This window comes from Intestinibacillus sp. NTUH-41-i26 (assembly GCF_032769475.1).
In the GTDB taxonomy this organism is placed as follows: Bacteria; Bacillota; Clostridia; order Oscillospirales; family Butyricicoccaceae; genus Agathobaculum; species Agathobaculum ammoniilyticum.
The window spans coordinates 185,546-203,759 of the sequence record NZ_CP136477.1; the positions used below are offsets into that span (position 1 = coordinate 185,546).

Here is an 18,214-nt window from a genome sequence, read left to right on the forward strand (position 1 = left end):
TCTCGCATCCCTCACTTTTTCTTGCCCAGCAAACCGTCCGGCTTGATGACCAGAACGATCAGGAAAAGGATAAACGACAGCATGGACGCCATGGTAGAGGTGATAAACTGCGCGCCGACCTGCTCGATCAGGCCGAATATCAGGCCGCCGATGATCGCGCCGGGGATGCTGCCCAGGCCGCCCAGCACAACGATCATGAACGACTTTGTGCCGAACACATTGCCGACGGAGGGGGAGACCAGGTAAAACGAGGCCATGCAGGCGCCCGCAATGGCAAGCGCCGCGGTACCCAGACCGAACGCGATGCCGTAGGTCGTATGTACATTGACGCCGCACAGCGCCGCTGCGTCACGGTTCTGGGATACCGCGCGGATTCGCTTGCCCAGTTCGGTGCGGTTGATGATGAACCACAGGATGCCCGCGACGACAAAGGCCAGCACGAAAGAGATGATGCGCGAATACTGCGTGACGAATTTTCCGTCGAACAGGCGCGCGTAATTCGAATAAGCCCAGGTGTTGAGCGTTTTATAGCGCGAGGTATAGATCATCAGGTAAAGGTTTGCGATCGCGTAGTCCAGGCCGATCGTGAACAGCATAACGCTGGTCGGTTCGAGCACGCTGGCGCGCTCGCGGATGAGCAGCGGACGGATGACAACCTTTTGCAGCAAAAAGCCGATCACAAAGAACAGGGGCGCGATGACGATCATGGCTAAAAACGGATCGACATCATACCGCGTGAACAGCTCGTAATACGCATAAGCCGAGGCCATCAGCATGGCGCCGTGCGCGAAGTTGATGATGCGCACCACGCCGAAGATGACGCTCAGGCCGACCGCGATCAGGCCGTATGCCCCTCCCAGGATCAGCCCGTGCAGAATGGACAAAAACAAATTGTTCATAACCTATTTCCTTTCCTCTGTAATTACCGCCTCGATACAGTTTGCAGAGCGTTGTAAAGGGCGTATGGCTGGAACGGGTATGCCGAAAGGATAACGCCGAAAACGGCGCAGCGGAGGGGCGGGAAGGCTTCCCGCCCCAGGCCGCCGCCGTATTGGCATGGAGCTGTTTCCGTACAGGGAAAGTCAGCGCTCGCTGAACGCGGGGATGGGGAGGACCGCCGTGCCGCCGGAGCTGTGCTCAGCCGGATAAAGGGCGACAGGCTCGCTGTTCTGGTACTGGACGATCGTGCCGCCGGTCGGGCCGCCGCCAAAGGTGTTCTGGCCTTTTTCGTCAAAGACGATGGCGCTGTAGCCGGAGAGCAGCGCGCGCTCCTCGTCGCTGTTCTGGATGTTCAGGTTAGCGATCGCGTCGCGCAGGGCCTCCGCGTCCGTGGTACCCGCGGATTCGAGCGCATAGTAGGCGACATAGGCCGCGGTCCAGCCCTGGGCGAAGAACGAACTCATTTCATAGCCGTAGGTATCCTTGCACTGCTGGGCGACTTCCTTGATCCATTCCTTGTTCTGGACGCCGGACATGTCCCAGTCCTCCTGGACGAACGTGTATTCATAGACTTCGGGGCTGACGGATTCATAGAACGCGGAGTCCTGCCAGCCGCCGCCGACCGACCAGATACCGTAGGGCAGATCAACCTGGTTGGCGTACATTGCATTGGCGAATACGATGGCGTCATCGGTATAGAACGAAACGTTGCACACGTCCGCGCCGGATTCCTTGATCTTGAGCACTTGGGAGGTCATGTCCGCCTGGCCGTTGGTCACAGGCTCGTCAAGCACGCAAGTCCAGCCGCGCTCGTCTGCCAGCTCTTTCCAGATGCGGGCGTTATCCGAACCCCAGTCTGTGTTTTCATAAATCAGAGCGTAGGTCAGGGTATCCAGATTATATTCCTTACACACCTCGTCCAGCGCGACAATCATCTCCTGCACGTCGAACGTCGCGGTGTTGTTGATACGGTATACATAATCGTAGCCTCGCTCGGTCACGTCTGTCGCAACACCGCCCTGGGAGATAAATGGGATGGAGTATTTCTGGGCGACTTCAGATGCGGAGATACAGCAGGTGCTGTTATACGCACCGATGATTAGGGATACATCATCGTCCGTGATCAGGCGCTCGCATGCGACCGAAGCCTGGTCAGCCGCAGTCTGCGTATCCGCAACGACCAGCTCGATCTGTGCGCCGTCCATCGACTTGATGCCGCCGTTGGCATTGATCTCCTTGATCGCGGCCTCGGCTCCGTCCGCATGCTGCTGGCCGATGGTTGCGGAACCGCCGGTCAACGGCCACAGGCTGCCGATCTTGACAACGTTGCCGCCTGTGGATGGCGTGTCCTGCGCGTTGGCGTCGGAGGTGTCCGCGCCGTTCCCGCAGCCCACAAGGCTGAGGGCAAAGGTGAGGGACAGGCCCAAACTGATCAATCGCTTAACTCTTTTCATTTTTCTTCCTCCTTAGTGTGTTGGGATTTTTTATTTGCAGCAGCTACACAAAACAGCTCACTCCTTCTTCTCACCGCCTCTCTTCCGTAGCCGCCAACAAATATTTCAAACCTATTTTCCGGATGTACCCGTCAAAGGCCTGTTCCCAGTCCTCCAGACGGTATATGTTGCTGATCAGCGGCTTGAGGCTGATCTTTTTCTGCCCCAGCAGTTCGAGCGAGCGGATCCACCACTCGGTTTTTTGGGCATAGGTTCCGTAAACGGTCAACTCCTTGAGCGTGATCAGGTTCATATCCAACGTGGTGGGCTTGCCCGTCAGGCCGACTTGCACATACCGGCCGCCCTTGCGCACGGCGCGCAGACCCATCTGGATCGCAGGGCCGGCGCCGGAGCAGTCGAACACGACATCCGGCCCGTAGGGCGGGCAAAGCGCGGCGATCCGATCCTCCGCATCCGGCCGGTCGGAAAAGACCGCGGCGCAGGCGCCAAGCTCTTTGGCCAGCTCCAGCCGCTCGGCGTCCACTTGGGTGCCGGCTATCACGACCCGCGCGCCCGCGCTGGCTGCGAGCTGCAGGCACATCAGGCCGATCGCGCCCGGGCCGGTGATCAGCACCTTGTCACCCGGCCGTAGGCCGCCGAACTCCAACACGCCCTGCGCGCAGCAGGCGAGCGGCTCGGTCATGGCGGCCTCCTCCATGCTGACGCCCTGCGGGATGCGGTGCAGGTTTTTCGCTGGCACCACCACAAGCTCTGCCATCGCGCCGTTGACCGCGCTGCCGATGGACTGCTTTTCTGGACACAGGTTTTTGTGGCCGGTCTGGCAATAGGGGCAGACGCCGCAGGTGTGGTAATAGGTTTCGCTCACGACCCGCTGCCCGATCCAGGCGGGATCGACGCCCGCGCCGACGGATTCCACCACACCGGACAACTCATGCCCCATCGTTACGGGCGGGTTGGTGGGGTAGCCCCCGTCGCCGCTGAAAATATGGATATCCGTGCCGCAGATGCCGCAGTAGGAGACGCGGATGCGGACCTGGCCGGCTTGGGGGAGCGGTGGCTCGACCTCCATCAGCCGGACCTTTTTCGCCCCGCTTTCGTAATTGACGACTGCTTTCATGGTTCCACTCCTTGCTCTCCGTTCGGGTACAGCAGGATCTTGATGCCCTTGCTGCCTTGCATTTCCTCAAAGCCGCGCTGCCAGTCTTCCAGATCGTAGCGGCTGGTGATCAGATGGTCGACCTGCACCTTGCCGCTGGCCATCAGCTCGATCGCCATTTCCCAGTTGTGGTACTGGTGGCCGAACGTGCCGACAATTTGTAGCTCCTTTGCGGTCAGCAGGGAGTAATCGATGGTCAGCTCGGGCTTGGTCAGGCCGAGCTGGATGAACGTGCCGGCCTTTTTGACTGCCTTCATGGCCTGCCGTATCGCAGGCTCCGCACCGGTGCAGTCCACGGCGACGTCAAAGCCCCTGCCGCCAGTCAGCTCCTGCATCGCTTCGTCGGTCAGTCGGGTCAGTGTCACGTCGATACCGGCGCGTCGGGCGGCATCTAGCCGTTCCTGATCCTGCGGCAGACCGACGAGCACGGTTTTCGCGCCGCACGAGCGGGCGGCCTGCGCCACAAGCTGTCCGATCGCGCCCGGCCCCATGACCAGCACGCGGTCGGCAGCGGTAAGCGCCGTATGGTCGAGCAGTCCGTGCAGCGCAACGGCGAACGGCTCGCACAGAGCGGCCTTGTCAAAGTCCAGGCTGTCCGGTATCTTGTGGACAATGCCCTGCCGCACAGCGATGTATTCCGCCATGGCGCCGTTGACGCCGTAGCCGATGGAAAGCCGCCTGTCGCACATCAGTTCCCGACCGCTGCGGCAATAAGCGCATTTCCCGCAGACGACCTGTGCGGTCTCGCTGACCACGCGGTCGCCCGGCTGCAGACCGGTGACGTTGCGGCCAAGCCCAACGACCACGCCGGAATACTCGTGGCCCAGGATGACGGGCGGGTTGCTCCAGGTGGTGCCGTGCCATATCTTGATATCCGTGCCGCAGATACCCGCCGCGGCCACGCGGATGAGGACCTCGTCCGGCCCCGGTACGGGGCGCTCGGTTTCGCGCAGCGCGACATGGCCCGCGCCGGACTCCCATTTCATCAATGCTTTCATGCTTCTGTTCCCCTTTTGCTGTCCAGCCGTTTTTTGCAGGGATCTTATATAAAAGATAGAGAAGCAACTCCTGTGCCAACTGTACCGTCGCTCCGAAAAAACCCGCTTTTTTACAGAAGGCCGGATTGCCGCCCGGCGTGGGAAAACAGGGACGCATCCGACCCGCAATCGACGGGACGGGCTTCATGCGGTTTGTGCAATATATATAATAATATTTGTATTATTCTGTGCATTTTTATTTTATGTGACAACGAAGTGGCACATGTGACAGGAAAGGGAAGGAAGCAATTGCTGAAAAAGGAATACTTTGCCGTGCGGGGCGCGGTTTTGCAGCGGTTTTTCGAAAGTGTGTCACACTTTTGTCACATAGGGACACACAGCGTCCCAGTCGGCCGGGGACAGCGGGAGGGAAACGGCGGAATTTATTTTTTTCGTGCAAAATTCTGGTTTTGGTGTATAATAATGACACACTGAAACGCAATGCTTTGAAAGGAGGAGCCTTTGTTGATTGCAGAAGCGAAACGCGAGCAGATGGAACGGGCCAGATATCAATTTTTTCACAGCGGGGCGGAAGACTACAGCGTGTTTCCCAAAGTGGTTTATGATTCCTGGAAGCGTTCGCTGGCCTATGGGCTTGATCCGGAGAAGCAATCCGTTAAAAGGCTCGCGCCGGAGGAGCTGGAGGCCCGCCGCCGGAAAAACGCGGTGCTGATGGAGGTTGCCACCTCCTTTATGGAGTTCCTGCATACCCTGGTCAAGGGATCGGGCTTTGTACTTCTCCTGTCGGACAGCGACGGGTATATCCTGAAGCTGATCGGGGATAAGGACGCGGTGGCTGACATCCAGTCAAAGGAAAACCCGCTGGTGGAAGGGGCGTGCCGGCATGAATCGGTGTTCGGCACGGGCGGGATCGGCACGCCGATGGCGATTCGGAAGCCCGTCCAGCTTGCCTCCTACGAGATGTTTTATCCGTCCGAGCATGAGTTTACTGGAATCGGCGCGCCGCTGATCGACGCGGACGGCCGGCTGTGGGGCGCGATCTGCATGTCGGGCGCCTGGAATCAGACGCACCCGCACACGCTGGGGCTGGTGGCTGCGGCAAGCTACGCGATCATGCGGCAGTTTTCGCTGCAAAGGCTGTACAACCGCCTTGCTGCGGCGGAAAACCAGCTTCAAACCATCATTTCGACCATCAACCAGGGCGTGTTCCTGCTGGACAGCGGCTATACCATCGTCAAAACAAACGACACCGCGCTGCAGATCCTGGGCTATACCAAGGACGAGCTGCTCCGGCAGTCCATCCTGGAAATCATGCCCTCGTTCGACTTCTTCAAGATGAAGAAAAACGTATATGACCGCGATTTGACGGTGCAGGGCAAATACGGCACAATCCGCGCGTTTGTCACGATACAGATGGTACAGAACGCCGCCTCAAGCGATGGCTCGGGCCTGTTGATCACCTTCCGGCAGAGTCCGGAGGTGCGCAAATTTGTCACAAAATATATCGGCGCGACCGCCTCGTTCAACTTTGACGACATCATCGGGCAGTCCTCCGCCATCACAACCGCCAAGGCATACGCCCAGATCGCAAGCACCAACTCCGCGAACGTGCTGCTGCTCGGGGAGAGCGGTACGGGAAAGGAACTGTTCGCGCAGTCGATCCACAACAGTAGCGAATTCGCCTGCGGGCCGTTTGTGGCGGTGAACTGCGGCGCGATACCCAAGAGCCTGGTCGAGAGCGAGCTGTTCGGCTACGAGTCGGGCGCGTTCACCGGCGCGAAGCGCGAGGGCAGCGCCGGCAAATTCGAGCTGGCCAACAACGGCACGATCTTTCTGGACGAGATCGGCGATATGCCTTACGAGGTGCAGGTCCACCTGCTGCGCATCCTGCAGACGCGCGAGGTGACGCGCGTCGGGGGGAAGAAGCCGATCCCGCTCAATATCCGCATCATTGCGGGTACCAATGTGGACCTGCAGCAGGCGATTGAGGAAAAGACCTTCCGCAGCGACCTGTATTACCGTCTGAACGTCCTTTCCCTCCAGATACCGACGCTGCGCGAGCGGCAGGAGGATATCCCGATACTTACAGATTATTTCATCCGCAAATACCAGCCGGCGGGCAAGGCGCAGATACGCGGCGTTACAGACGAGGTGATGCGGCTCTTCCTGGAATACCCATGGCCGGGTAATATCCGCGAGCTGGAAAATACGGTCGAGCGCGCCTGCCTGCTGACGACCGATGTGTATATCCGGCCGGAGCATATCACGGCGTCGGTGCTGCGTTACCGCGCGCCGGCCGCGCCTGCACCGGCGGTAAACGAGCCGGCGCGCGGCACGATCCACGATGCGGAACGGGAGCTGATCCTCAAACAGCTCAACGAGTCGCGCGGCAACGTCAAAAACGCGGCGGCGCGTCTGGGCATTAGCCGGAGGACGCTGTACCGCAAAATGCAGAAGCTGGAGATCGATTACCAGCACCTGCGCCGGCGGGAATGACAGGGGAAAATGATGCGGGGAGCCCTCCGCTTGCAGCCGCAAGCGGAGGGCTCCCGGTTTTTGTATGGATACGCTGGGCCTGCCGACAGGTTGACAATAAGAAAGAGTTAAAAGGAAGAGATATATAGCACAATTGAATCAAGGAGAAAGCAGGCCCAGGGTATCGAAAGAGAAAGAAAAGGAGATTGTCGGGAATGAAAGGGATTACAGCCGCGCCTGATAGATCGCGGTGATATCCTCCAGAGTCAGGGGGACATAGTTGTTTTTCAGCAGCCGCTGCTGATTGTCGATGGTGCTTTGGGCAAAGACAGGGATGTCCTCCCGGGTGACGCCGTAATCCGCCATGCGCTTCCGTTCCAGCACCCTGGACAGCAGGCATTCCAGCAGGTCGATGCCAGTGTCTCCCTCAAGCTCTGCGCCGCTGCCGGCCGCGGCAATCGTATTCTGCAGGAAATGGTCCAGCGTGCGGATTTTTCCGTCCGGCTTCTTTTCCTGGTATTTGCGCAGGACGTCGGTAAAGAACTGGTAGTTGCTTTCGCCATGCGCCACATGGTATTTGCCGCCCAGGGCGTAGCTCATCGCGTGGACTGCGGCGCAGCCGCTGTTGCTGAACGCGATGCCCGCGTAATTGCTGGCGCGCAGGTATTCCGCGCTGCTCTGGAAGCGCGCGTGCTGCCCGCGCTCGGCGATCTGGCAGTAGCCGCGCAGGATATCCTGCATGGCCTGCAGGGAGTACATCTCGGTATACGGAGTTGCGCTGGGGCTGAGGTAGGACTCGACCGCGTGGATGAGCGCGTCGATCGAACTGGTGGCAAACACGCTGTACGGCAGGCTTTGCAGGAATTCCGGAATGAGCACGGCGTGGTCGGCGAACATGGCGGGGGAGACAAGCCCTTGCTTGGTACCCAGCCTGGTGCGGTTGAGGATGGAGATATTGGTCACCTCGCTGCCGGTGCCGCAGGTCGTCGGGATGATGATGAGCCGGCGCGCCTTGGTCAGGCCCACCATATTGTCGTACAGTTCGTCCACCGTTGCGCCGCCGCCGAGGACCAGAACCTTGGCGATATCGATGACCGTGCCGCCGCCGATCGCGATCACACGGTCGTAATTTCCCTTGGCGGCTTCGTCCAGGATGGCCTGCGTCATGGTGTCGGTCGGCTCGCCCAGGCCGAATTTCTCTTGATAGATCCGGCCGCAAGGAAGCTCCAGCTTCTCGATAAAGGGCTTGTAAATGTATTCGTTGGTCAGGATCAGGTCGGACGCACACAGCGTAAATTCCTCCGCAAAGTCTTTGAACGTATCAAACTGGTGGATTTCCGGCCCAATGTAAAGCTGTTTCATAGTATCCTTCCTTTCTTTTCTTTCGCGTCCGGAGCGCTGGACGCGGCTGCAGTTGCGTGGTTCAGAAGTCAAAATCCTCGTAAAAGGTATATTGGATAGCGTCCGCGTTCGGCGCATAGAAGCAGACCATGTGCAGCGGGATATCGCCGGTGTTCCATACCATATGCGGCACGCCCTGCGGGAACAGCACCAGGGTTCCGGGCTCCAGCCCCATGACCTTGTCGCCGACCTTGACCTTTCCCGTTCCGGAAAGCACATAAACGGTCTCCTCGCCGTTGTCATGCGCGTGAGCGGGCTTGGCCTTGGCGCCCGGGTCATAGCTGACCGTGCAGATCGAGCTGTAACTCCCGCCGGTCTTTTCCGGTGTGTGCAGCCAATAGACTTGGCGGCCGTCAAAGACCTTTTTTTCTCCGTCCCGTTCGTGGATGCAAAGATTCATGCAAAACATCTCCCATCTGAAAAATTTATCGTCCCATCACGTAGGCGAACATATTATACTGATTTGTGCAGCAAAAACGGTGCCATCCAAGCGGAACGCGGGAAAAATATCAGGTGTGCGCGGCGTTTTTTCAAGTTTTCAAGCGGGACCGGACGGTCCCTCCCGCCGCGCGAACGCGGAGGGGATGCACATTTCCTGCCGGTATTTCGCGACCGTGCGGCGGGAGATATAGATGCCCTGCTCCTCCAGCAGGGCGGAGAGCTTCTGGTCGCTGTATGGGGCGTCGGTCGGCTCGCGCTGGATCAACCCACGGATGCGGGCGCGCACATCCTGGGCGTTCGCGCTGACACCCTCGGCGGACACCTCCTGAGAAAACAGGCCGCGCAGCGCGAGCGTGCCGTGCGTCGGCGTTTCGATGTATTTCCCTTTCACGGCGCGGGAAACCGTGGACGGGTGGACCTGAAGCTGCGCCGCCAGCTGGCTCATGGTCATCGGCGCGAGCGGGCCGCGTCCGTCCAGCCACGGGCGTTGGCGCGCGATGACTGCGCGGATCAGCCGCAGGAGGGTTTCGCGGCGCTGAGCGAGAGCGCTGATAATCAGACGGGCGCGGTCGAGCGACTGCTTCAGGTAGGTGTGCAGCTCGGGGGACTGGGCCTGCTGATAGAGCGCCGCGTAGTAGGGGCTGACGCAGTAGGTGTCGGCCGTGCGGTCGTTGAGCAGGATCTCCCAGCTGCCGTCGGTTTTGCGCAGCGTGATATCCGGCATAAGGTAGGGCGCGTCCCCGCCCACAAGTCCGTTCAGCGGATGGGGGGAAAGCTCCTTCAGGAGGTCGATATAACGGGCGAGCGCTTTGCGGGGCAGATGCAGCTCGTCGGCAATCTTGGCGTAATAGCCGGAGGCGATCTCGCTCAGATACCGCAGGATGATGCTGCGCAGCGTGTCGTCAAGCAGACCGCGTGCCTGCGCCTGCCGGAGTAGACAGTGCGCGGCGTCCGCTGCGAAGATGCCGGGCGGATCAAGGCCGCGCAGGACCTCCAGGCAATGCGCCGCGGTGTCGGCGGGCATACCTGTGGACTGGTAGAACTCCGCAAGCGGCGTGCGGAACAGTCCATCGTCGTCTGCCCAGTCCAGCAAAAGCAGAAAATCCCCGGCGTGGGCGCGGAAAGACGGATGCCGCTGCAGTTGGTCGAGGATATGCAGCTTCCACTGCTCCTCGTCGGTGTACAGGCCGCAGGAGGCCTCGTAGGAAAGCGGCTCCGCAGCGGGGGCGGTGCCTGTCCTCCAGCTGCTTTTCCACTCGAGCGCGGGGTTCTCTGTGAATTCCTCCTGCAGGAATTTCTCCAGCTCCTGGGCGGTCAGCTCGAGCATTTTCAGCGATTGCAGCTGCTGCTGGGACAGGATCATGTTTTGCGTCTGCTGCTGAACAGGGTGGTTTGCAAAGACGTCCATCTGGTTCTTCCTCTCTGTCTTCGGTCTGTGCGTTGAGGGGCTTTGCTTGGCGAGCAGTAAGCGCAACGGCACAAAAAAGTATAAAGCAAAACCCATGCCAACTTCTGGCATGGGTTTTGCTTGGCGAGAGGATGAGGCTGTGGACGCGTCCGGCACGTCAGCGCGCGGCAGGGATGCGCTGCGCCGGCGGGCAGAAAAAAGCCTGCAGCCATATGGCTGCAGGCTTTGAGGACGATGGTGCCGCCAGCCGGAATCGAACCGGCACAGTATCGCTACCGGAGGATTTTAAGTGTTCATATATATTTTTTATAATCCTTTAGGCTATATTATTAAGGCTTGTTTCGCGTTATTTGTTCTGAATTTTATAACTTTTTGAAGAGAACAGATTATTCGCAATTGCAGATTTGTTGGCAGAATGTTGGCAACAAGAAAAGCCCCATACCTTGTTGATTAAAAAAAGGAGTTTTCGTTATGAAGATACTTTATACATATCATGATTTAGGTGGAGATGCAATCAAGCAGTTTTTACAAACACTTCACCCAAAGCAACAGGAACGACTGCTATGGTTTATCACAATGCTGCTGTTGCCGCGCGATACGATAGGAAAACCACCGGTCAAGCATTTCCAAATGGATAGATACCGGCGGCTATTTGAATTGCGGGACAAATACAAGACGACCTTGAGCCGTGTTATTTTCACCTATGATTCCAAGGGGAATGTGATTATACTGGAAGCGTTTATCAAAAACCACAAACGGAAAACGGATGCAGCACTTGAAACTGCACTGGCAAAACTGCGTCGAATCGAACACGATCCGGCGCAGTTTCTTTTGAAAATTGATACACCCGATTTGGTTAAACAAATTGTATAGGAGGCGTTCGACAATGTACCTGCTTATTCACAGGCAACGTCCGCCGCCTGTTCGATAACGTGTTATATATTCTATAGGAAGGCAAGGTCGCTTCTCTTTATCCTGTGAAATCTTTGCAGGGAAGCCGCCGTATGATGTAAAAGCGGCTTCCCTTGCAATTGACAACATTTCGGTTCAAAATAATTTGGTTGACAGCATCGCGCACTCGCTGTAAAGTAAAGATACAGGAATGGAAAGCGAAGGTGAAATCTTATGAAGACCAGTCTTGCAGCTTTACTTTGTACAGCGACATTTATTGCCGGTACAGTGCCTTTCGCCAGTGCGGCTGATACGGTAATTGCCACCCCCACCCGTGACATGGGCCAGACGGTCTACGTTGATGGCCCCCGCGTCTATCCCACGGGGTACAATATAGCGGACAACAATTATTTCAAGCTGCGCGATATTGGTACGCTTGTGGGCTTTGGTGTGGAGTGGAACAACGAGACGCAGACCGTAGAGATCAGCACGGAGCGCACGGCCCCCAGCGTGGCGGGCATTAAGGACGAGGCGGTAAGCGGCGCGTCTGCCAAGGTGACGGATCAGAAAATCACCATAGATGGCAAGCAGGCCAGCATGACGGCCTACCAGATCAGCGGAAACAATTATGTGAAGCTGCGGGATATCGGTAAGCAGATCGATTTTGGCGTATCCTATGACGCGGCTACGGAGAGCGTCCGTATCGACACGGATGCGCCGTACACGGAAAGCACAACGCCTGCCGGCGGCAGCGCCATTACGAAGTGGAACAAAACCATGTCAGAATTCAATCAGGCCATGATAGACTGCAACTGGCGGCCGGAAAAATATCTTGAGACGGCGAAAAAATATGCGCCGGTCATCACGGGTAAAGCGGCCGGCACGGTAGAGGACGTTATCGCTGCACTGGACGCCATGAAAGGCGCGCCGGTAGACGCGGTTTCGTTCGAAGATGACCGCACGGTAAACCATTTCTGGGCAGATGAGCTGCGCAAGGCGCTGGGTCAGGAAGTCACAAGCGGCGGCGATAGCACGGACGGCAATGCCGATAACAGCAGCAGTTCCACTACTGTAACGGACGAAATGCTCCGAGAATGGGAACTGGAAATGATAGATGCCATCAATGAAGAGCGCCGCAAGGTTGGTGTCCCAGAATTGGAGATTGACCAAAATCTTATGAGTTGGGCGCAGTATTGGGCCATGCATCTTACCACGGAGTTTAGGCATTCTGATATTGATGAAGAGCGTGCTTTCGCAGCCGAAAATGGTATGTCAGCAGATGATGTGTATAGTCACGAAAATATTACAGGCGCAGGGCGCATGACCCAACTTGGTGTTGAGATGGGCTTTGATCCCATGAAAGCAGCAATGAATAATTTCATGAATTCGGATGGGCATCGCTATGCTATCTTAGATGAGGATTATACTCGCGTAGGCATCGGCTTTGCTGTTTCAGAAAATGGAACTATTTACTGCGCGCAAGAGTTCGGTTTATAACTCAACCAGAGCGATTAGATCAACCTAATCGCTCTTTCTTTTTATCCAGGCTATGAAACAAGTAAATCATCATCAGCGCGCGCCGCCTTTCCCTTGAAAGGCGGCTTTTTTATTCCAATATGAGGAGGCAAATCATGATAAAGGATATTTTCAGACAGGTCACAGCAGGCGCATTGTCCGCCCTTACTCTCCTCACCAGCGTGCCGCTGGCCGCTGCAGTGGACAGCGGCATCATGCCGCTGGCAGATGAGGACAACGAGGCGTCCAGCATTGAGATCAACGTAGGCGAGGTGTACACTATCGCGGACAGAGGCGTGCAAAAGGCGTGGTTCCAGCAGAACGGCGCGCCACGCAACGTCTGGCCTATGTTTACGGAAGCGTCAGACGGTACGGAGATCCGCGCATACTGCGCAGACCACAGCAAGGGCAACCCCGGCACGGGAGGTATGCCGTATACCGTCACCAGCCGCATATCGGATATGCATGTGTACGGAGTGGCCGTGCGCAGTGATTCGCGCATGTCGCTTAATGAGTTCATTTCCACGGTGGGCAGCCCCCTTACGAATGAAAACTTTACAGCGGATATGTATTTCAGTGCGTCGCAGGCGGCCATGTGGGCGGCGCTGGGAGATGCGCAGATCGCGGCTAACAGCAGCTACGGCGTGAATTACGTCAGCTCCACGTCGCTGGGCTACCGTGCCAGCGGCAAAACGCTCAGCGCCAGCAGCACCTCGGAGGCGCTTACCCTTTATGCCGCTATCGAAATGCTGAAATACGGCAACGAGTTCTATGGCGTATGGGGGCCAAATGGAAAAGGGCATGCGCCGTGGGTAGGTGCAACCATCAACTACACGCCCGGCAACACGGAGTACGCGCCCGCCGCACAAAAGACCGGCTCAGTAGATTTGCCGCAGGGTATTGTAAACTCTGGTGTATTTGCAGAAAAGGAAATAGACGGACAGGACTACATGGTGCTGCCTATGGCGGCAGCGTCCGCTACGTTCGTGCGCGGCAATCAGATCTTCGTCCGTGCGGACAACGTACCGTCCAGTGCGTTCCTCATGGACAGCCAGGGCAATAAGAGCTATGACGAAAGCGGGGCGCAGCGCCTTACGCTGAAGAATGTGCAGAAAAACAACGACCTGTACAAGAACGGCAACGATACAGCCTATGGTGAAACCTTCCTGTTCTGTATCCCCAAGGCCACAGCGGAGCAGATGGACGCAGATCAGGATAAACTGACCACAAAAATCGTAACCAGCATGAACGTGGATCGCTATAATGTGTACGCAGCCAGCACAACCAGTTCGGGTGTACAGCCGGTTATCATGGTGGAACCCGCTGTGCAAAAGTTGAGCAATGAGTTGCAATTTAACTCTAATCCATTGTCTACACAGGAAAAAGTTAATCTCAAGATTTTGAAGACTGATAAAGATGGTGCGCCATTGCAGGGTTGTACTTTCAAAATCACTTATCAAAAAGATAGCGCGCAGAAAACAGATGAACAAACGACAAATGGCAATGGTGAAGCTGTTTTTCTTGACTTACCCCTCAACACCGATGTCACCATCAAGGAAACCGAAGCACCGGAGGGCTACACCCTGCTGCCGGATAAAGTGGTAAACACTGGCACGGGTGATAAGACCGTTGAAGTGACACTGGCCAACAGTGACGACCACGTTTTCAAGGTACATAAGACCTCCAGCGCGGACGGGCGGAACCTGATGGGCGCAAAGTTTGAGGTCAAGGGCATAGATAACGATTTTGTCAATACCTACGTAACGGACGCGCTGGGCGAGTTCACCATCCAGGGCAGGGACCTGCCCACTGGCTCTTTCGAGGTGTATGAGATCGCCGCGCCGGAGGGGTATGCAACAGACGGTGCGGATATCCAGACCTTCAGCTGGGACAATACCCGCGATATTACCCTGTCCTTCCAAAATGCCCCGCTGCCCGGCATCGAAATTTACAAGTATGACAAGGACAGCAAGGAGCCGCTGGCCGGCGCTACCTTTGAGATCCGCAGGGATGGCCAGGTGCTGCAGACCGTCAAGACAGACGTGAACGGCTATGCCAAGGTGTACAGCCTCCCCAAGGGCTTCTATCAGGTGGTCGAGGTCGAGCCGCCGCAGGGCTACCTGAAGGACGAAGTGGAACACGAGGTCTACATAGACCCCTCCGCAGACCCGACGCAGATCGTCCGCGAGGTCAATGTGCCGAACACGAAGAAACTGTCCATCCGTATCATCAAGCAGGACAAGGACACCAGGATCCCCCTGCAGGGCTGGAAGTTTGACGTATACTACAACGACGCCAAGCTCACCTCCGTTACCACGGGTCAGGACGGCGAAGCGATGATCGAGAACCTCCAGCCCGGCACCTACCGTGTAGTAGAGGTGGACGGCGATAAGGAGCATTACAACCTGGACGCGCCGGAGCAGACCATCGAACTTGCCAGAGATCAGGCCGAGATCCCCACGCTGATTTTCCAGAATACCATCAAGAAGCACTTCGGTATCTACAAGATCGACGAGGAAACACGGGAGCCTATCCAGGGCGTTACCTTTGAGATCTGGAAGGACGGCAGGCTGCTGGGCAACTACACCACGGACGAGCATGGCCGCATCTGGCTCCCGTATGCAGAGCCGGGTACTTATCAGGCAAAGGAGGTCGTAACCGATCCCCAGTATGTTATTAACGAAAAGACGTTTACCATCGAGAACAACAGTGAATACCCCACGTTCTTCACCATTCCCAACACCCGCAAAAAGGATATTATCGTAAAGAAGATCGACCTTGATACGGGAAAGCCCATGCAGGGCGTTGTATTTGAAGGCTTCAAGGACGGCAGGAGCATCGGCATGTTCACGACCGGACCGGACGGCACGTTCATCATCGACTATGCAGACCCCGGCACATATAAGTTTGTGGAAAAGCACACGCTTGCCGGTTATGAACTGAGTACAGTCGTGCTGGAGGGCGAACACACGACAGACCGCGACCTTGTGCTGACGCTGGATAATGTCGAGCAGAAATCCCTCATTGTGAAGAAAATAGACAGCGAAACAAAAGAGCCGCTGGCAGGCGTACAGTTCAAGATCTGGCGGGACGGCATACTGCTGGGCGATTACACCACGGACGAAAATGGCCGCATTGAGATCAAAAATGCACCTGCAGGTACTTACAAGGTACAGGAGGTCAAGACCTTGAAGGAGTACATCCTGAACAATGAAGTGCTGGAGATCGAACACACGACGGCCAAGGACACCGAGCTGACGGTTGAGAACACCAGACGCCCCGGCCTGCTGATCCAGAAGATAGACGCGGAGACGCGCAAGCCGCTGAAAGACGCGGTGTTCCAGCTCAAAAAGGCAAACGGTGATATGGTCAAGGAGGATGTCATCACCGGAGGGGGCGGTACGGCGTTTATTGAGGGTCTGGAAGCCGGTAATTATATCGTGACTGAGGTCACCGCGCCGGGCGGCTATCTGATCGACAGCAACCCGCACCCCGTTTCATTGGAGGAGGGCAAGACCTACACCCTGACGGTTGAGAACACCAAAAAGCCCGGCCTGCTGATCAGGAAGATCGACAGCCAGACGAAGAAGCCGCTGCAGGGCGCGGTGTTCAAGATCACGCGCGGGGACGGCTCGGTTGTGCGTGAGAGCGTTACGACTGATGCGGACGGCGTCATCCACCTGCCTGAGCTGGATACTGGCACATACATCATCACGGAGGTTTCCGCGCCGGATGGCTATGCCATCGACGAGGCTCCCAAGACCGTGGAGATCCGCGCTGGCCAGACCTGTGAGGTGACTTTTACCAACACGAAAAAGGGCGGTTTCACCATTAAGAAGATAGACGAGGATACCCGCCAGCCGCTCAAGAATGCCGTGTTTAAGATCACCAAGTCTAACGGCGAGTTTGTCAGGGAAGCTGAAACCGACGCAAACGGTGTTATCACACTGGACGGACTGCCGGCAGGCAGCTATATTGTGACGGAGATCAAAGCACCGGACGGCTATATCCTGCAGGACACGCCCAAGGCCTTTGAGATCAGGGATGGCGGGAGCATGGAGCTGGTGTTCACGAATAAAAAGGCATACGGTTTGCAGATCCGCAAAGTCGTCAAAGGTACAAACCAGCCGCTGGACGGCTGCACGTTTACAGTGGAAAAGGCGAATGGCGAGATGGTCGGCTCGTATACCACGGATTCCTCTGGCCTTGCCACCGTGACTGGACTGGAGGACGGCGTCTATGTCGTGACCGAGGTCTCCTGCCCAGAGGGCTACCGGCTGGACGCCACCCCGCAGAACGTGATTGTAAAGTCAGGGGAGCTGGCGACCGTCACCTTTGAAAATGAAAAGCTCGCCGGTGTGCGCATTAAAAAGGTCGATGCAGTGACAGGCGAGGGTATTTACGGCGTTCGGTTCCTTATCAAGGATGAGGACAACAACCTCATCGGCGAGTACAGTACGGATCAGGACGGCTACATCGAACTGGACGACCTGCTGACAGACGGCAAGAGCGAAATCAAGCTCAAGGTCGAGGAGATCGCCGCCGCGGAGGGCTATGTGCTGGACGATACTGTGCGCACGCTCCGCGTCCGCCGCGGGGAGACGACCGAGCTTGTCATCGAGAACACCCCGATTCTCGGCCAGATCCAGGTGGTCAAGAAATCCGCGCAGGACAACCCCGTAACCAACCAGCCCAAGGGCAGTCTGCTTGAGGGCGCGGTGTTCGAAATCACCAATGCCGATACCGGCCATGTGGTGGACACCATGACCTCGGATTCCAGAGGGATTGCCGCCTCCAACCCGATCCCACTGGGCCGCTACTATGTGCAGGAGGTGCAGGCGCCGCGGTTTTATCAGCTGAACAACGAAAAGGTAGAGGCCAGGCTCAAGGTGGAAGGCGACGTGGTGCAGATCGAGATGTACAACGACCCGGCAAACATCAATACCAGCATTGAAAAGACCGGCAACTACACGGTAGACGCCGGCTCGAATATGCGGTATGACTTCACGAACATTGCAAATAACTCGAATGTTACGCTGGACAACTTCTTCTGGCATGACCGCATCCCCACGGACGCGGTGCGCGCGGCCACGCTGACCACCGGTACCTACAATGCCCGCGTCTGGTATAAGATCACCTTTAAGACCAACATGAATGATTACCGGACATTGGCAGATAACCTGCTTTCGACTAACGCATACTCGTTCAAGATCGACAGCGGCTCACTCAAACTGGCGGCCGGCGAATATGTGACCGATATCCGCTTTGAGTTCGGCACCGTACCGGCTGGCTTCAAAATGACTGAGAAAGCGACGCTGCTGGTCTATGTGCCGGATTACATGGCGAATGGTTATAACATCATCAACAGGGCGGATTGCGGCGGCTCGTATCAGGGCGAGTGGGACAACGCTGCCAGCGCATGGGTGACTAAAATCTACCGCGCGCCCACATATACCAGTCCCACACTGCCGCAGACCGGATTCTGATTCTCTTCAATTTAATGCAGCTTTACTGAGATTGCAGGCATCTGCTATAA

Annotated in this window: 11 protein-coding genes; 4 read left to right on the forward strand and 7 right to left on the reverse strand. The window is 56.9% G+C overall.

Going from position 1 to position 18,214, the window contains the following annotated elements; genetic code table 11:
* Positions 1 to 11: 11 nt before the first annotated feature.
* The 4 genes from RX717_RS00875 to RX717_RS00890 all read right to left on the reverse strand — a co-directional run bounded on the left by RX717_RS00875 (position 12) and on the right by RX717_RS00890 (position 4,547).
* On the reverse strand, positions 12 to 899 hold the full coding sequence (locus tag RX717_RS00875; protein ID WP_054328353.1) for a branched-chain amino acid ABC transporter permease: 888 nt from the start codon (positions 897 to 899) through the stop codon (positions 12 to 14).
* A gap of 183 nt (positions 900 to 1,082) precedes the next feature.
* Positions 1,083 to 2,393 (reverse strand): ABC transporter substrate-binding protein, encoded by a 1,311-nt coding sequence (locus tag RX717_RS00880; protein ID WP_107631254.1) that lies wholly within the window; start codon positions 2,391 to 2,393, stop codon positions 1,083 to 1,085.
* 70 nt (positions 2,394 to 2,463) lie between these two features.
* The gene (locus RX717_RS00885) at positions 2,464 to 3,510 is read right to left on the reverse strand and encodes a zinc-dependent alcohol dehydrogenase (protein ID WP_107631253.1); all 1,047 of its coding nucleotides are present in this window, start codon (positions 3,508 to 3,510) and stop codon (positions 2,464 to 2,466) included.
* On the reverse strand, positions 3,507 to 4,547 hold the full coding sequence (locus tag RX717_RS00890) for a zinc-dependent alcohol dehydrogenase (protein WP_054328350.1): 1,041 nt from the start codon (positions 4,545 to 4,547) through the stop codon (positions 3,507 to 3,509). Before RX717_RS00890 ends, RX717_RS00885 begins: the two co-directional genes overlap by 4 nt.
* Positions 4,548 to 5,051: 504 nt before the next feature.
* On the opposite strand from RX717_RS00890, the gene RX717_RS00895 reads away from it, so the two are divergent.
* The gene (locus RX717_RS00895) at positions 5,052 to 7,043 is read left to right on the forward strand and encodes a sigma-54-dependent Fis family transcriptional regulator (RefSeq protein ID WP_054328349.1); all 1,992 of its coding nucleotides are present in this window, start codon (positions 5,052 to 5,054) and stop codon (positions 7,041 to 7,043) included.
* Positions 7,044 to 7,247: 204 nt separating this feature from the next.
* On the opposite strand, the gene RX717_RS00900 is transcribed toward RX717_RS00895, so the two are convergent.
* From RX717_RS00900 to rpoN, 3 genes are all read right to left on the reverse strand, one after another.
* Positions 7,248 to 8,384, reverse strand: a complete 1,137-nt coding sequence (locus RX717_RS00900; RefSeq protein ID WP_107631250.1) for a 4-hydroxybutyrate dehydrogenase — start codon at positions 8,382 to 8,384, stop codon at positions 7,248 to 7,250.
* A gap of 61 nt (positions 8,385 to 8,445) precedes the next feature.
* Complete coding sequence (locus tag RX717_RS00905) at positions 8,446 to 8,823, reverse strand: cupin domain-containing protein (protein ID WP_054328347.1); 378 nt, start codon at positions 8,821 to 8,823, stop codon at positions 8,446 to 8,448.
* Positions 8,824 to 8,961: 138 nt separating this feature from the next.
* A complete protein-coding gene (gene rpoN / locus RX717_RS00910; RefSeq protein WP_159068119.1) occupies positions 8,962 to 10,272 on the reverse strand; it encodes an RNA polymerase factor sigma-54 in 1,311 nt (436 codons plus the stop codon).
* Positions 10,273 to 10,743: 471 nt separating this feature from the next.
* On the opposite strand from rpoN, the gene RX717_RS00915 reads away from it, so the two are divergent.
* The 3 genes from RX717_RS00915 to RX717_RS00925 all read left to right on the forward strand — a co-directional run bounded on the left by RX717_RS00915 (position 10,744) and on the right by RX717_RS00925 (position 18,164).
* Positions 10,744 to 11,145 carry a type II toxin-antitoxin system RelE/ParE family toxin gene (locus tag RX717_RS00915; protein WP_054328344.1) on the forward strand — a complete coding sequence of 134 codons (402 nt, stop codon included), beginning with the start codon at positions 10,744 to 10,746 and terminating at the stop codon, positions 11,143 to 11,145.
* A 252-nt stretch (positions 11,146 to 11,397) separates the two neighbouring features.
* The gene (locus tag RX717_RS00920; protein ID WP_082397393.1) at positions 11,398 to 12,660 is read left to right on the forward strand and encodes a CAP domain-containing protein; all 1,263 of its coding nucleotides are present in this window, start codon (positions 11,398 to 11,400) and stop codon (positions 12,658 to 12,660) included.
* Between the two features lie 134 nt (positions 12,661 to 12,794).
* The gene (locus RX717_RS00925) at positions 12,795 to 18,164 is read left to right on the forward strand and encodes a SpaA isopeptide-forming pilin-related protein (RefSeq protein ID WP_186950249.1); all 5,370 of its coding nucleotides are present in this window, start codon (positions 12,795 to 12,797) and stop codon (positions 18,162 to 18,164) included.
* The last annotated feature ends 50 nt before the right edge of the window (positions 18,165 to 18,214 follow it).

Bases quoted from the DNA above. Each gene is read 5' to 3' on its own strand.
- RX717_RS00875 (WP_054328353.1), bottom strand. From the start codon at position 899: ATGAACAATTTGTTTTTGTCCATTCTGCACGGGCTGATCCTGGGAGGG.
- RX717_RS00880 (WP_107631254.1), bottom strand. From the start codon at position 2,393: ATGAAAAGAGTTAAGCGATTGATCAGTTTGGGCCTGTCCCTCACCTTT.
- RX717_RS00885 (WP_107631253.1), bottom strand. From the start codon at position 3,510: ATGAAAGCAGTCGTCAATTACGAAAGCGGGGCGAAAAAGGTCCGGCTG.
- RX717_RS00890 (WP_054328350.1), bottom strand. From the start codon at position 4,547: ATGAAAGCATTGATGAAATGGGAGTCCGGCGCGGGCCATGTCGCGCTG.
- RX717_RS00900 (WP_107631250.1), bottom strand. From the start codon at position 8,384: ATGAAACAGCTTTACATTGGGCCGGAAATCCACCAGTTTGATACGTTC.
- RX717_RS00905 (WP_054328347.1), bottom strand. From the start codon at position 8,823: ATGAATCTTTGCATCCACGAACGGGACGGAGAAAAAAAGGTCTTTGAC.
- rpoN (WP_159068119.1), bottom strand. From the start codon at position 10,272: ATGGACGTCTTTGCAAACCACCCTGTTCAGCAGCAGACGCAAAACATG.
- RX717_RS00915 (WP_054328344.1), top strand. From the start codon at position 10,744: ATGAAGATACTTTATACATATCATGATTTAGGTGGAGATGCAATCAAG.
- RX717_RS00920 (WP_082397393.1), top strand. From the start codon at position 11,398: ATGAAGACCAGTCTTGCAGCTTTACTTTGTACAGCGACATTTATTGCC.
- RX717_RS00925 (WP_186950249.1), top strand. From the start codon at position 12,795: ATGATAAAGGATATTTTCAGACAGGTCACAGCAGGCGCATTGTCCGCC.